General features: G+C 56.6%; 13 protein-coding genes and 2 pseudogenes. 2 read left to right on the forward strand and 13 right to left on the reverse strand.

What is annotated here, in order from left to right:
- A pseudogene (locus AAAC48_RS10015) lies at window positions 1–120 on the forward strand (exodeoxyribonuclease III); the annotation flags it as partial.
- 495 nt (window positions 121–615) lie between these two features.
- Here the strand turns inward: AAAC48_RS10015 and proX are convergent.
- The 10 genes from proX to AAAC48_RS10065 all read right to left on the reverse strand — a co-directional run bounded on the left by proX (window position 616) and on the right by AAAC48_RS10065 (window position 11188).
- Window positions 616–1656, reverse strand: a complete 1041-nt coding sequence (proX, locus tag AAAC48_RS10020) for a glycine betaine/L-proline ABC transporter substrate-binding protein ProX (RefSeq protein ID WP_340654040.1) — start codon at window positions 1654–1656, stop codon at window positions 616–618.
- A 114-nt stretch (window positions 1657–1770) separates the two neighbouring features.
- Complete coding sequence (locus tag AAAC48_RS10025; RefSeq protein WP_340654041.1) at window positions 1771–2709, reverse strand: proline/glycine betaine ABC transporter permease; 939 nt, start codon at window positions 2707–2709, stop codon at window positions 1771–1773.
- On the reverse strand, window positions 2702–3904 hold the full coding sequence (locus AAAC48_RS10030) for a glycine betaine/L-proline ABC transporter ATP-binding protein (RefSeq protein ID WP_340654042.1): 1203 nt from the start codon (window positions 3902–3904) through the stop codon (window positions 2702–2704). The genes AAAC48_RS10025 and AAAC48_RS10030 overlap by 8 nt, the downstream gene beginning before the upstream one ends.
- Before the next feature lie 182 nt (window positions 3905–4086).
- On the reverse strand, window positions 4087–4401 hold the full coding sequence (locus AAAC48_RS10035; protein WP_340654043.1) for an NIPSNAP family protein: 315 nt from the start codon (window positions 4399–4401) through the stop codon (window positions 4087–4089).
- The gene (locus AAAC48_RS10040) at window positions 4398–4787 is read right to left on the reverse strand and encodes a carboxymuconolactone decarboxylase family protein (RefSeq protein WP_340654044.1); all 390 of its coding nucleotides are present in this window, start codon (window positions 4785–4787) and stop codon (window positions 4398–4400) included. Before AAAC48_RS10040 ends, AAAC48_RS10035 begins: the two co-directional genes overlap by 4 nt.
- On the reverse strand, window positions 4780–5595 hold the full coding sequence (locus AAAC48_RS10045; protein ID WP_340654045.1) for an alpha/beta hydrolase: 816 nt from the start codon (window positions 5593–5595) through the stop codon (window positions 4780–4782). Before AAAC48_RS10045 ends, AAAC48_RS10040 begins: the two co-directional genes overlap by 8 nt.
- Before the next feature lies 1 nt (window position 5596).
- Window positions 5597–6676 (reverse strand): LLM class flavin-dependent oxidoreductase, encoded by a 1080-nt coding sequence (locus AAAC48_RS10050; RefSeq protein WP_340654046.1) that lies wholly within the window; start codon window positions 6674–6676, stop codon window positions 5597–5599.
- 47 nt (window positions 6677–6723) lie between these two features.
- The gene (locus AAAC48_RS10055) at window positions 6724–8235 is read right to left on the reverse strand and encodes an aldehyde dehydrogenase (RefSeq protein WP_340654047.1); all 1512 of its coding nucleotides are present in this window, start codon (window positions 8233–8235) and stop codon (window positions 6724–6726) included.
- Window positions 8236–8253: 18 nt separating this feature from the next.
- Entirely contained in the window at window positions 8254–9243 is a 990-nt protein-coding gene (locus AAAC48_RS10060; protein WP_340654052.1) for a flavin reductase, read from the reverse strand.
- 139 nt (window positions 9244–9382) lie between these two features.
- Window positions 9383–11188 carry a helix-turn-helix domain-containing protein gene (locus AAAC48_RS10065; RefSeq protein ID WP_340654048.1) on the reverse strand — a complete coding sequence of 602 codons (1806 nt, stop codon included), beginning with the start codon at window positions 11186–11188 and terminating at the stop codon, window positions 9383–9385.
- A 180-nt stretch (window positions 11189–11368) separates the two neighbouring features.
- Here AAAC48_RS10065 and AAAC48_RS10070 point away from each other — a divergent pair, with 180 nt between their 5' ends.
- The gene (locus AAAC48_RS10070; protein WP_340654049.1) at window positions 11369–11959 is read left to right on the forward strand and encodes an amino acid synthesis family protein; all 591 of its coding nucleotides are present in this window, start codon (window positions 11369–11371) and stop codon (window positions 11957–11959) included.
- Window positions 11960–12628: 669 nt separating this feature from the next.
- Here AAAC48_RS10070 and AAAC48_RS10075 read toward each other — a convergent pair.
- From AAAC48_RS10075 to AAAC48_RS10085, 3 genes and pseudogenes are all read right to left on the reverse strand, one after another.
- Window positions 12629–13207 carry a dihydrofolate reductase family protein gene (locus AAAC48_RS10075; protein WP_340654050.1) on the reverse strand — a complete coding sequence of 193 codons (579 nt, stop codon included), beginning with the start codon at window positions 13205–13207 and terminating at the stop codon, window positions 12629–12631.
- A 21-nt stretch (window positions 13208–13228) separates the two neighbouring features.
- Entirely contained in the window at window positions 13229–13762 is a 534-nt protein-coding gene (locus AAAC48_RS10080) for an SRPBCC family protein (RefSeq protein WP_340654051.1), read from the reverse strand.
- A gap of 55 nt (window positions 13763–13817) precedes the next feature.
- Window positions 13818–14107 (reverse strand): annotated as a pseudogene (locus AAAC48_RS10085) (metalloregulator ArsR/SmtB family transcription factor); the annotation flags it as partial.

The following is a 14107-nucleotide window of genomic DNA, read 5'->3' on the forward strand; positions in this document are numbered from 1 at the left end:
CCTGCACTGAGTGATCGACTCCTTGCCACTGACGTCGATCGGCACGTTCGCGGGTGGGACAAGGCGAGCGACCATGCTCCCGCCTGGATCGAGCTCAGCAACGCTGTTCATGGCGCTTGAACAAAGCGAACGCCACGCCCCCGAAGCAATGGAATGATCCCTCGTCCATTTTGGAAACGCCATTTGAACCTTTAAGACGACAGACGTGTCCGAAATGGATAGTGGCCTAAAAATGGCACGGTCAAACTGGACATAGACAAAGGCGACTGCATCAAGCTTCCTGTTGACGCTCAAGAAAAAGTCGACGATTTGCTCAAGCAGTTGAGTCGCTAGTTCAGCCGGCTGCCGACCACAGGCAACATCAACGATAGCGCAAACGATACACCGACGACCTATCCATCGGCTCGAACGGTCCCAAACTTTTTGCCTGCAAGCCGTTGCCACATCCATCCTTTGAAAGCTGCTGATGCGAATGGCCTGATATGCAACTGAACCAAACGATACCGAATTCTGGATTTCAAAGAGCCTAATGCAATCAGCCCCTTCGGGCATGGTCAGCTGATTATGGCCTGATCGTTGCCGATCAGGCCATCATCAACCCGATTCAGTCCTCGACTACGACGCCACTTTGGCAGCAGCGACCCACTTTTCGAACTGGCTCTTGTTCTTTGTCATCCATGCCTCAGCCAGTTTGTCAATCTGACTGTTGCTGCCACCTTTCTCGTTGATGGTGTGCTCCCATTCAGACCATGTCGAGAGCGGAAACTTCATCTCTTCGAGAAGCACCTTGACCACCGGGTTGGCGGCGATGAATTCGCGATTGGCAACCGATCGCCAGTTCCATGAAGCCATTGCCATCCTGCAGGGATCAGCCGCGCCGGCACATCCGCTAACACCTTTGACCAGAGCAGATCCGTTGTTTGGAACGGAAGGCGGTAGTGCATCGAAAGGTGTCGGCAGCCACACGACATCTTTACCTGGAACCAGCGCATTGTTTACCCAGGAAGGGCTCCAGGCATAGAAAAAGGCGGGTTCACCACGTTTGACCCGAGCGACAGCCTCGACCATGAGCGCTTCATACTTGCCCCGAACTGAATTAATCGTCCCCTTCAGGCCGAATTTGTCCAGCTGATAATCAACGACGTCACCGCAACTCCAGCCTGGGTCGCAATTGATGAGGTCGGCCTTGCCTTTCGGTCCAAACAGAGCCGCGATCTTCGGATCCTTCATCTGCTCAAGTGAGGTGATATTGTAGGCATCGGCTGTCTTCTTGTCGATGAGATAGCCATTGATGCCGCCTTCCTGGATCATGCCATCGCCAATAACCATCGCCTGTTTTTCAACCTTGCGGTAGCCGGGCTCACGTTGCGGAAAGTTGATGTCAGCAGCAACATCGAGATCCCCTTGAGCCGCCGCCTGAAAAAACAGCGTTGTGTTGATGGTACTCAGCTTGACCTTGTAGCCAAGCTCCTTGAGAGCGCTCATGGCGATCTGGGCGGTTACATAATTTGCACCCAGGCTATCCGATTGGGCAAAGCGGATCGTTTTTCCGGTGCCAGGCAGATCTTGTGCCATGGCGACCTGCGCTTGCGTGATCAACCCTGCCAATGCCAGCGTCGCAGTCGCTTGCACGATTGTTTTCAGATTTAATTTCATATGCGTTCTCCTTCTGGATTGTTTCTTCATTGTTTTTCACCGCTATTGACCACGCAGCTTTCACCTCCCCGGCTGCCAGCCACGGCTCAAATCCGTTTATTTCTGCGCGTTCTATCAGGCAGCCGGCCGTCCGGGTGGCGTCGAGAGCGGCTCCCCTACGCCTCCGATTTGCAAGAGCCCGAGGAGATTTCGCAAAAGCGATTTCGCCTTTTGGTCTTTCGGTTGGGCCATCTTCTGTGTAATTCGATCCAGCATCATGGCGAGCAGAACAATGGCGATGCCACCGACCGCCGCGCGGCCGACATCCAACCGGCCGAGCCCCTGTAGCACCACAAGACCCAAGCCTTCCGCACCGATCATCGCCACCACCACCGACATGACCATCGCGGTCAATACCGTCTGGTTGAGGCCACCGAGAATGGTCGGAATTGCAAGCGGCAGCTGGATTTCCCAGAGCAGTTGGCGGTTGTTGGCGCCAAAGGCCAGGCCCGCTTCCACCATTTCCTTCTCGACCATTCGAATGCCGATATTGGTAAACCGGATCAGCGGCGGTGCAGCGGCCGTGACAACGGCGACTTCGCCCGGAACAGTGCCGACACCGAACAGCATGACCACAGGCACGAGATATACGAATGTGGGCGTGGTCTGCATCACATCGAGCACCGGCCTGACAATGTTCCAGACGGAATCACTGCGAGCACACAGGATGCCGACAGGAACGCCGATGATCGCGCATATGAGAATGGCGGTTGTAATCAGTGACAAGGTCGTCATCGCTTCCGACCAGACACCCATGAATGCGATTGCTATGAGCGCAATGGCGCTGAACAAGGCGATGCCTCCACTCGCCAGGCGGTAGGCCAGCAATGCAATGAGAATAACGAAAACGGGGAACGGGATTTCATGGAGGACATAGTCGTTAAACGACAACAGGGTTTCAACCGGCCATTTGATAGCGAGGAAGATCGGGCGCAGGTTGAGGGCAAGCCACTGCACGCCATCTTGAATCCACACGTCTACCGGGAAAATATAAAGGTCGTCAGCGTCAAACATTTTGGTCACCAAATGAGGATGGTTGGGGGCTGGACGTTGCCGCGATCCGTGAGAGAATTTGTTCTGCGGCAAGTGTGCCGATCAGTTTGCCGCTGTCGTCGATAACGGCCATCGGCTGGCCTGTTCGATAGACGCGCGCGACATCCACAAGCTTTGCGCTGGCAGGAACAGCAATATAGTCGCTCGAGATGAGCGAATTGAGCGATGTTCCGGAATTGGCCTTGAGCTGATCGACAGCGCTGAGAGCTCCAAGAATTCGGTCGTCACTATCCACGACAAATGCAGCCTCGCCTGACACCAGGAATTTACCAGCGACGCCCCCGTCCTGCATGCGCGTAACGGCGTGCGCCGCCGTCATGACGGAGCGCGCATCGAAAAGGCGCGACCGGTCAATTTCACGCGTGAAGGCCGCGACATAGTCACTCTTGGGTTCGAGAACGATCTGCTGCGGCGTACCTTCGCGAACCAGTTCGCCTTCAGACATGATCGCGATCCGCGTGCCCAGCTTCAGCGCCTCCTGAAAGTCGTGGGTGATAAACAGTATCGTCTTTTTGAACGTGCGCTGGAGCCGCAGAAGTTCGTCCTGCATTTCAGTTCGAATCAAAGGATCAAGCGCGCTGAAAGCCTCGTCCATGATCAGGACATCGGCATCGGTAGCCAGAGCGCGCGCCAGCCCTACGCGTTGGCGCATGCCACCACTCAACTCATGTGGAAAATGAAAGGCCCAGCGTGAAAGGCCAACGACACTCAGCACCTCTTCGGCGCGCCGGCGCCTTTCCTGCAGGGGCACGCCGCGCAGCTTCAGCCCGAATTCCGTATTCTCGATGACGCGCTTATTTGGCAACAATGCAAAATGCTGGAATACCATCGAGATACGGGTGCGACGAATCTCGCGCAATCGTTCCTCATCGAGACCGACAATATCTTCGCCGTCGAGAAGGATCTTTCCGGAACTGGGTTCATTCAGCCGATTGATACAGCGGGCGAGCGTCGACTTTCCTGAACCGGAAAGCCCCATGATCATGTAAATGGCCCCTGCGGGTACAGACAATGAAACGTTGTTCAATCCGACCACCGCGCCGGTCTTGGCCAGAACTTCTTCCTTGTTGCTGCCTGCCGCCAACATCTGCATCGCCTGTTGCGGCGATTTGGCAAAAATCTTGTACAGATTTTCAATCTTCAGACATTCTGTCACGATCGGTTCCCATCTTGTTCGAGCCTGGTCTCTTGCCGGACCTGCGGCGCTGATTGCTAACGAAACTAAAGAGCTTAACGCATGATCCGTCTTCCGGTGATGCAGAGGAGAATTGCGACGGTCGTTCCTCATAAGAACCGGAAAACCACCGCGCAGTGGCATGTTTCATTCCTGCACCTCCTCTACTTCATTGGCGAAAAGTCGGTTGGAAGGAGCAGCCTGTTTTCCAGGTTTTCGATATTCTCCGTCAATCGCGGGATGAATTCCTGCCATTGCGGGTTGTCAGCGAGCATTTTTCGACGTCTCATCCGGTCTTCGAAATCAGAATAACCCCACATATGCACCACCTGATTGAGCGGCCCGATCTCGGTGGTAAAATAGCCAATCAGATTGCCGAGAATTGGTTGCTGGATTGCCAGCCCCTCCTCGCGCACGAGCTGCAGATAGCGCGCCATCCTGCCTGATTTGATCCGATAGATCCGCTCCTCGACGATCATCGGCTCTGCTCCGCCGCCATTGCATCCCGGATGGTTCTGGCTACACGAAAACATTCCACGCCTGCGGGAATGCCACAGTAAACAGCGATTTGAATCAACGCAGCACGCAGTTCGGCATCGGTGAGACCGTTGCGGATCGCACCACGAAAATGCACGCCGAACTCGTGCATTCGTCCGAGCGCTGCAAGCATGCCAAGGTTGAGCAGGCTTTTCTGCTTGAGATCCAGCGCCTCGTCGCTCCAGCACTCGCCCCAGCAGTACTCATTCAGAACATCTTGAAAAGGCCGCGAGAAATCATCCGCATTGTTCAGGGCGCTGTCGACATAGTCATCGCCGAGGACTTTGCGCCGGATGCTTTCGCCTCTTTCCTGCAATTGCTTATCCATGGCGAACCAGTGCCTCCCCTGCCAGAAAATCCATCATCATGGTGGCGACGAGGTCTGGAGCCTCGATGAGGATCGAATGCCGCAAGCCGGGCAAAACCCGAAGACGCGATCCCTGAATGCGCTCATGCATATACTGCGCCATACGCGGGTTCGAGCCTGCATCCTCCTCACCCGTCGCGATTAATGTCGGACAACGTATCTGATCGAGCAGTCCGCCAAAATCGGTTTCCGCCAGCACCCTATAGGCCGATGCGTAGCAGTCCGGATCGTTCATGGCATTGCGTTGCCGCAGTGTGTCGATTTTCTCAGGATTGTGTGCCTGGAAATCTTCGGTCAGCCAACGGGATAGCGATGCGTCATAATGCGAACCAGGCTCACCTGCCTGCAATGCTGCGAGCCTTGCCAGCACGCGTTGTCGTTCGTCCGGCGTTCGTCCTGCAACAGTCGACAACAATACCAGACGGCGAATACGATTAAGATGCGTGAGTGCAAGGCGTTGGGCGATGAGACCACCCAATGAGAAACCGGCAAGATGGAAGGTCTGGAAGCCTACGTGATCCGCAAGCGCCAGCGTTTCGCTGACAAAGTCGTCGATATCATAGCGGCCCTTGATCTTGCTCGACAGTCCATGCCCGCGAAGATCAAAAGTGAGGATTGTGAATTCGTGCGAAAGGCGTTGGGCGACGTCGGCCCAGGCTTCGCGATAGGAGCCGACACCGTGGATGCACACCAAAGGCTCTGGTCCGCGTCCCTCGATACAGTAATTCAAGGTGACATTTCCGACCGTGTGATAGAGCGGTTCGGCCATATTATTCGCCTGCCACTGCAACACGTGCATTGTCCCGCTCACGCTGCGCAAAGAACGGCATGACCTCATCTGCGAACAATCGCAACGTCTTCTTCTGCAACTCGAATGGCAGATTGAACGACAGGCCGAGGCAATATTGGTCCACACCGGCTGCCTCATAGTCGAGCAGCTTTTCAATCACTTCATCAGGCGTGCCGAACATCAGGTTCTTCCTGATGCTTTCCGGATTATAATTGTCGCGACCCTTCACACTTTCAAAGGACACAGCTTCCGGAAATCCGTTGTTCACAGTACCGATATTCTGAAACAGATTTTCGAAGGTTCGGCCATAGTCCATGCTGTGTTGAACGGCTTCCTGCCAATCTTCGGGCCGGTCATAAACGCATGTGCGGCGCTGCATCATGAAACGAGGCCGTGGGACATTCGGGTGGTCTGCTACCGCTTTGCGAAACTTCTCGCCCAAAACTGCGATCTCCGCTGCAGGCGCTGAAAGCGGTGTCGACAGGATGTTGGCGCCATTGGCGACGGCCCAGTCGAAGGTTCCTGGATCGCGTGCTGCCACCCAGATGCGCGGATGTGGTTTCTGCAATGGCTTTGGCACCGACGTTGCCAGCGGGAATTTCCAGTAGTGACCATCATGGGCGTAGTCGCCAGCCCAAAGTTTCTGTACGGCGGGCACCAGTTCCTTCATATATGCGACACCCTCCTGCTGTGGGATGCCGCCCGCCATACGGTCGAATTCATACTGGTAAGCGCCCCGGGCAATGCCGAACTCAAGTCGCCCTCCCGTAAGATGATCGCAAAGAGCCGCCTCACCGGCGAGCCGGATCGGGCTCCAATAGGGCGCAACGAGTGTCGCAGTGCCGAGCCGGATCTGGTCTGTATGCTGTGCCAGCCAGGTAAGGACGGTAAAAGGGTTCGGGGAGACCGTGCATTCGATCGTGTGATGTTCCGCTGTCCAAAGGGTCTCAAAACCACCGCTATCGGCCATTTTGACGAGATCGAGCATATTGCCCAGCACCCCTTTCATAGGTGTTTCGGGTGAAAACCGCTCCATGTTGAGTGAAACTGCAAACTTCATATCCCTGTCCCTTCCCCGGGCTTAATCTATTTGTTCAAGTCGCCGTGTCAGCGTAACCGGATCACGAACGGGTCCTGCATCGCGCCCGAATAATCGATCACCACGTTCTTTGACCGCGAGAATTCCCGCATCACGTCGAAGCCGCCGCGCCTGCCATATCCGCTTTCCTTGAAGCCGCCGTTGGACGACATGTATGCCGCTGCGCGGTAGGTATTGACCCATACAGTTCCGGCATCGATGTTGCGTGCGAACCGCATGGCCCGGTCGATGTTCTGGGTCCAGATGCCCGATGCCAGCCCGTAGTTCGTATCGTTGGCGAGCCTGATCATTTCCTCTTCGGTCGTAAACGGCATGACGCCGACAACGGGTCCGAAAATCTCGTCGCGCATGAAACCCATGTGGTTTTGTGCCTCGCTCAGCACCGTCGGCTCGTAATACCAGCCGCGTGCCAGCGCGTCCGATTGCGGCCGCCGTCCTCCTGCGGCTATCTTGGCACCATCCCGGGCGCCTGACGCTACATAGCCTTCGACCTTGTCCAATTGGGCGGCCAATGCGAGCGGTCCAATGTCCGTGTCATCGTCCAGGGGGTGCCCCACCTTGATCCGGCGTGTGCGGTCAACCAGTGCCTCTACGAACCGGTCGTAAACATTGGCTTCAACGAAACAGCGTGATCCGGCCACACAGGTCTGGCCCGCAGCGGCAAAAACGCCGGCAACCACACCATTTACAGCGCGTTCGATATCGACGTCGCCGAACACAACATGCGGTGATTTTCCGCCGAGTTCCATCTGGCACGGCACAAGGTTTGCAGCAGCATTGCCGGCGATGCGCCGCCCGGTGCTCGTGCTCCCGGTGAAGACCACCTTCGCGATGCCTTTGTGACGCGTCAGCGCCTCGCCTGCGGTTGCGCCATTGCCCGTAATGACATTGACAACCCCTGCCGGGAAACCCGCTTCCTTGATCAATTCAGCCAAGGCGAGCGTTGAAGCAGAAGCATGTTCGGACGGCTTGATCACCACCGTATTGCCAATGGCGAGACACGGAGCGAGTGTCCCCGTCAACAGCATCAGCGGCGAATTCCACGGTGTGATCATCGCGATGACACCGAGTGGTTCGCGCATGTTGAAATTCAGCATGTCGAGTTTGTTGACAGGAATCGTGTCGCCCTGAAGCTTGTCAGCCATGCCGGCAAAATAGGTGTAGGCATCCGGCATGGCGCGCATCTGTGCCAGCATTTCCTTCAACAGCTTGCCATTGTCGCGCGTCTCTATGAGTGCGAGTTGGTCAGCGTTCTCCAGGACCAGTTCCGCCAGACGGCGCACGAGTTTGCCGCGATCGGTCTGCGTCATCCGGCGCCAAGCTGGATTGGCAAGGGCAGCCCGTGCGGCTTTTACCGCCTTGTCGACGTCGGCTTCGTTTGCATCGGCCAGTTGGTACCAGGCTTGTCCATTTGTTGGATCGTAACTCGGAATATAGGAGCCGGTGCTTGGCGCAACGAACGCACCGTCTATGAACAGGTTCTGGCGCGAGCCCTCAAGTGTCTTGACTGTTGTTTGCATTGCATGTTTCCCGGATTGTTATGATTGTTCGCGCGGCGTTTGCAGCCAGGGTTGCGCATCGCCATCGATCATCGCGAGACGGCCTCCATCCCTGGAATCCATGTAGATGCCAAAGCGCGCATCATGCCTCTCACGCAGGTAACGGCGCAGCATCGCCCGGACCTCCCGCGTGGGAACCGCGTCGTAGGGCAGGTTGTCGATGGAGAAGAATCTCAGATCAGGCGGTAAGGCGACGCCCATCGAATCGTGCGACAGTCGCGCGCGATAGATAAGATAGCCAGGATCGCTGTCGGCAACGTCGAAGACAGAATAAAGGAACGTGTTCTCTGGCAGCAGAGTCAGGGCACCACCATCGTCGAGTTTCAATTCATTATCCGCGATGCGCCGTTTGGCGCTGGGCAAAACCCAGCCGCCTTTGCCGTCCGCGCGGAGGAGAATGTTTCCATCAGCTTCGATGAGGTAGCCGACGACCATGCCGTGGGACGCCAGCCAGCCTGAGGGTAGTGGATCCTTTACATTTGCGTACCGGCCACGGCAAAATCCGAGAGGCGCCGACGGAGTGGTACCGAAGGCCTGCACCTGACCGATCAGGATGACATGGTCTCCGGCATCGATACGATTATGCGTGGTACAATCGAACCATGTCAGACAGTCGGTCAGGACCGGCGCGCCGGTATGGACTCGGTCATGATTGACCGACTGGAACTTGTCGACCGACTTCGACGCAAATACGCCCGACACTTCCGTCTGACCTTCGTGCAGCAAATTGACGGCAAAGGATTTGGCTTCGTTGAAAGCCGGAAAGCTCGATGCGCTTTTACCGACGCAGACCAGCAGCAGCGGTGGGTCGAGCGAGACCGACGTGAATGAATTTGCGGTCATACCGCGCGGATTGCCATCGGCGTCAACGGTCGTGATGATTGTCACGCCGGTAACGAAAGTGCCGAATGCCCTGCGCAGAGCGATAGGATCGATGGCGGTTTCGATGTGAGGTGCTGGCGCCAACATGAACGCGTTACCTTCCTGCTTTCTCGTCTTCATGAAAGCAGGCTATGCGCTAAATTTCGTGTGTTCTTCCTCTCATCAGGAGGAGAGGCTTGGCCAAACGCTCCTCCGGTGCGGAGGACTTAGTGGTGCGCCTTGTACCTCATTTTTGCGGCAAAGGGCTGCTGTCTATGACACCATGTAGGCGGATTGCCAGTTCAACCGCAAAACGCCGGTCGGGTGTATCGACTTCTATTCCAAAGAGTTCCTGGATACGCGAGAGCCGGTAGCGCAGCGTCGTGACATGAAGTCCCATCGCATCTGCGCAGGCCTGGCTTCGGCATCCTTCATTCAGAAAGGCCGTCAGTGTTTCCAGATATGGGGTGTCGTGCGTCCGGTCGTGTTCAACGATGGCGCCGATACACTCATCGACAAAACCCTTGACCTCACCAACATCCGCCGCCGCAACTAGCATTGGCAAGGGACCAAAATCCTGCCCCGACAGTGCGCCACTTCGCCCGAACGCTCGCGCGATCTTGATCGTTCTCCAGCAACGTTCCCAGTTTTCCGGATAGTCCGTTAGTGCCGAACAGCGATTTCCTAAAACGACGATTGGCTCTTGATCCAGATGTCGTCTCACTTCCTCCGCGATGCGGCCCATGAGCTTGGCCGTCCGATCCTGTCCCTTGCCCGCTTCGAATGGAATGAGGCAGACAAGTCCGCCTTCAATCGCGAGGACATTTGCCTGTACTGAGCTTTGCTGTACGAGGCGCAAGACAGTGTGGTGCAGATCCACGGATTTGCCGGCAAGCTTGCGCGCATTTTCGGGAAAGTCCACCACGATTATCTGCGAGGGTGAGCTGAGGTTGAGACCCAGTCTTTGGCTCCGCTGAAGGATGTCGTTCGCATCCCTCCATCGGTGTTCGACCAGTTCCAGGAAGAGTTCGGTCAAGGTCCGGGTCTCAAAACGAAACCGAATAAAACTGCGCATCATCTGAACGCTCAAGGCAAACTTCGCGCTGTCCAGGAGCAGCAAATCAAGATCGCTGAATTCCTGCGCCGTCGGGAAGATGATCAGCGCACCCACCGCCTCTGAATCCACGCTCAATGGTTCGATTTTTGCCGAGATCCGGAAGCGTTTCGATCCGTCATCGAGAAACAGAGTTTGCGGCTCGTTGCGCGGTTGATCGACTGCATCGCGCGCGGCTTTCATCAATTGCCGGTTCAAGGTCGTAACAGCAGCGTCCTGCCAGGCCTCGCGCGTGAAAAGCGATTCATCAGGTGACTTGCCTGCCACGAGCAGATTGGCGTTGAAATCAACAACGACAACCGGATTGGGCAAAAGATCGCTGATTGTAGCCGACAATGTGGGTATCGAGCCGGCAGCGAGCACTTCTTGCAAGAGCGACGTGTGCGCGTGCAATACGGCCTGCAGACGCTCTGCGGCGAGCCGTTCTGCACGCAGGCGATGCTGCTTCTCGATTGCTATGGCACCTAGATGGACAATCATGCCTAGAAAAGCCAAATCGTCGTCGGATACATCCATGATTTCGCGGGAAACCACGTTCAAGACCATGGGCCGTCCATCCGAATCGGCACATTGCATGGGCATGACCAGCACAGTGCGGTAATCCCGTTCGAAAGCTTCCTTGCGGTAACCCGGAAACTCTTCAGACACGCGGGCGTCGCGAATGTAAACGGGCTCATTGCGCTTTAAAGCGATCAATGACGGGCTGGTAGCCAACTCCCAGCGATCTTTCAAAACCCGTTGCAGCAATGTCGGATCATGTCTGATCATGACATAGGCATAGCCGTGAGGAGCATCGATACTCATGATCGAGCCCATTGTCCAATTCGCATGGCGGCAAGCCGCCTGCACCAGATGGCGCAGCACAGTGATCAGATCGCCACCTGAATTGATCAGGCTGGCAGCATCGCGAAGCGATAATATCTGTTCCTTGTGATTCAACTTGTTTGAATCTCCCGCGTGTCACGTGACAATCTAAGTCATTTGGCGGCGGTGAATGCTACACCGCTTCTTAGGGGAAGCCAGCCGCTTTTTACTCGGGTCCATAGGAAGACAATTTTGTTACCGCGCCATTAGCTTCGCACCAATTATCAGCTGGATCGAAAGCGAAAGTACGGAATCATGACACTTGAAATCAGAAAGATATCTTCCTTCATAGAGGAAACCATGATTGAGGGCGGACGCCAGGCTGATCGCCCAGTCACCATGGTCGTTGTTGCCGCGGTCCTGAAGAATCCGTGGGCCGGCCAGGGCTTCGTCGAGAATCTTCGCCCGGAAATTCTCCGGTTGGCTCCCCGGCTCGGGGCCGAAATGACCCGCCGTCTCGTAGCACAAATGCCTGCCGAGCGTGTCGAAGCATACGGCAAAGCGGCCGCTGTCGGCGTCAATGGCGAGATCGAGCACGCCTCAGCTCTTATTCATACCCTGCGTTTCGGCAATATGTTCCGAGAGGCCGTGAACGGCACAACCTATCTGAGCTTTACCAATACCAGAAATGCACCGGGCTCACTGCTTTCGCTGCCGATGACCCATAAGACCGAAACTGGCAAGCGCTCGCACTTCCTGACGGCGACGTTTCAGATCAACGACGCGCCTGCGCCTGATGAAATCCTGATCGCCATTGGCGCTGCAGACAATGGCCGTGCTCATCCCCGCATTGCCGACCGGTTCCAAGACATGGCCGAAATGGAGAAGGAAAAAGCGCTTGCCTGACAGTGCCTTTTTCAAAATGCATGCTCGATTACGTTGTTGTGTTTGCCGCGGGAGGTACTTCGGCGACGGTCATCGTATTTACAATTAGGTGCCGTGCGACAGACATCTCTCTATCGACTGGTCTGCACCGGGACAGCGGACCATTTTGATTGCGTCCGGATGCCGGTAAACTGCCGGTAAACCCGACTACTGATCCGACAGCGCGTTCCGCCAGTTACAGGTTGGGTTATGGGGGCCCGCAATCCCCTTTGTAGCGTAAGGACACGGACCACCAATCCAGCGGGCAACCTCTGGACCCTCGCATCATGGCCCCAACAATGCCCACCTAGGAGGGCCAAAGCGGACTTCGAGAACTGTAGTCAACACGCAGAAGGAGGCAGATGCAAACTCACAATGTGACCGGCGGTGCAGGATTGCGGCTGCACGTTCGCGAACGGGGAATAGATGCGGCGCCGTCAATATTGTTCGTCCACGGGTGGTCACAAAACCACCTGTGCTAGAGAAACCAGTACGAAAGTCCACTGGCGCAGGAGTTCGGCTTATAGCCTTAGACCTGCGCGGTCACTGCATGTCCGACGCTCCGACCGGAACGGAGCACTACACCGAACCGCAGTTGAAGAAGTAACGACGTCCAACCCGACGCTGACACTGCAGCACGACCCAACTGGACTATCCGCTGATCCCATAAATCAAGCTCACACGCCCATCCGCAAGCTGCTGAACCTTCCGGAGTTCGAGGCCGCAACGACGTTCCGCCGTTGCAAAGAGCGCCTTTCCTTGACCGGCGACCAGCGGATAAACAATAAGCCTGAGTTCATCCACCAGCCCGGCATCGATCAAGCTCGCCGTAGTTCGAGCACCTCCAACGAGATAAATGTCCTTGCCGAGCTGCTGCTTGAGGGCAGCAATTTCTTCGAGCTTGTGGACGAATCTCGTCTTCGACCAGACAGCGGAAGTCAGGGTGCTCGACAGCACATAGTGCGGGGTCCGCGCGGCGAAGCGTGCCCATTCAATCTCGGCCGGCGACGGCGCGCTGCCAGAGATCCAGACGGGGTTGGCCGGTTCATTCTGTATCGCGGTCCAATACTGCTCGTAGCCGGGGTACATACTTCCCCCAAGCAAGCACGCATCCACTTGCGGCATCAGGCCGTAGTCCTCCGACCACGCTTCTACCCAATCCGCAGTACCCTCAGGTCCCTCCATCTTCCCATCAACAGAAATCTTCATTCCAGCGATCAACTTGCGCATGTCAACCTCCATGTCATTCTGTTAGGCCGGCATCCGCCGGTCGTATTCCTGCTTGAGGCGGCTCCAGCCGTCCCAGAATGGCGTCGGCTCCTTGCCGGTGGCGCGGGCAATCAGAACGTCGAGGTGCATGTGCCAGCCGGCTGCGACCTTCAACAGGGTTTCGCGGTCGGGCAGGCGGCGGTGGATAACGGTGAGCAACACCTCGTTACCCCGCTGTTCCAGCAAGAAGGACACGTCGCCGCTGCCTTCCCAGGTGAAAGAGAGTTCGTGGGGCGGATCAAGCTGCGTGATCCGGCTTTGCATGCGGTGCTCCTCGGGAAAGCCGGTCGGCCGCTGAGCAGGCGGATTGGAAAGCTCGTCATTTCGCCAGACGAACTCGAAGGGCGCGCCGACTTTCATCTCCATCCGGCCGGCCGCCAGCCATTGGCGGCGCAGTTCGCCCTGCGTCAGATAGGCCCAGACGCGCTCGACGGGGCCGGGCAGAAGGCGCTGGATCTTTAAAGTGGCAGGCTCGGTCAGCACGCCATAGGCGTCCAGGGTCGCACGTTCGGTCATTGGTCGTCTCCTTTTTTGGGTTAGGCGATATTTTGGGGCTAGACGCTGCGCGCGCGTCCTTCTTGCGTAGGAGCCGTTCGAGCAAATCCAGACGGTCAGTCCAGAAGCGCTCGTAGAAGCTCAACCACTGGTGGACGCTGGCAAGCGGTCCGGGGTGGAGGCTGGAGAGACGGGTGCGCCCGCGCACCTTGCGACGGATCAACCCGGCGTTCTCCAGGACCTTGATATGTTTCGAAGTGGCCGCGCGCGAGATAGCGAAGGGGTCCGCAAGTTGGCCTACCGTTCGCTCGCCACTCGTGAGTTCGCGAAGCATCCGTCGGTGCGTTGCGTCGCCGAGGGCGTGAA

The organism is Phyllobacterium sp., from assembly GCF_037994405.1.
Classification (GTDB): domain Bacteria; phylum Pseudomonadota; class Alphaproteobacteria; order Rhizobiales; family Rhizobiaceae; genus Phyllobacterium.

What these genes read in the sequence shown, in the direction of transcription:
- AAAC48_RS10035 (WP_340654043.1), bottom strand. Translation starts at nt 4,401, where the DNA reads ATGATCGTCGAGGAGCGGATCTATCGGATCAAATCAGGCAGGATGGCG.
- AAAC48_RS10040 (WP_340654044.1), bottom strand. Translation starts at nt 4,787, where the DNA reads ATGGATAAGCAATTGCAGGAAAGAGGCGAAAGCATCCGGCGCAAAGTC.
- AAAC48_RS10045 (WP_340654045.1), bottom strand. Translation starts at nt 5,595, where the DNA reads ATGGCCGAACCGCTCTATCACACGGTCGGAAATGTCACCTTGAATTAC.
- AAAC48_RS10075 (WP_340654050.1), bottom strand. Translation starts at nt 13,207, where the DNA reads ATGCGCAAGTTGATCGCTGGAATGAAGATTTCTGTTGATGGGAAGATG.
- AAAC48_RS10025 (WP_340654041.1), bottom strand. Translation starts at nt 2,709, where the DNA reads ATGTTTGACGCTGACGACCTTTATATTTTCCCGGTAGACGTGTGGATT.
- AAAC48_RS10055 (WP_340654047.1), bottom strand. Translation starts at nt 8,235, where the DNA reads ATGCAAACAACAGTCAAGACACTTGAGGGCTCGCGCCAGAACCTGTTC.
- AAAC48_RS10050 (WP_340654046.1), bottom strand. Translation starts at nt 6,676, where the DNA reads ATGAAGTTTGCAGTTTCACTCAACATGGAGCGGTTTTCACCCGAAACA.
- AAAC48_RS10070 (WP_340654049.1), top strand. Translation starts at nt 11,369, where the DNA reads ATGACACTTGAAATCAGAAAGATATCTTCCTTCATAGAGGAAACCATG.
- proX (WP_340654040.1), bottom strand. Translation starts at nt 1,656, where the DNA reads ATGAAATTAAATCTGAAAACAATCGTGCAAGCGACTGCGACGCTGGCA.
- AAAC48_RS10080 (WP_340654051.1), bottom strand. Translation starts at nt 13,762, where the DNA reads ATGACCGAACGTGCGACCCTGGACGCCTATGGCGTGCTGACCGAGCCT.
- AAAC48_RS10060 (WP_340654052.1), bottom strand. Translation starts at nt 9,243, where the DNA reads ATGTTGGCGCCAGCACCTCACATCGAAACCGCCATCGATCCTATCGCT.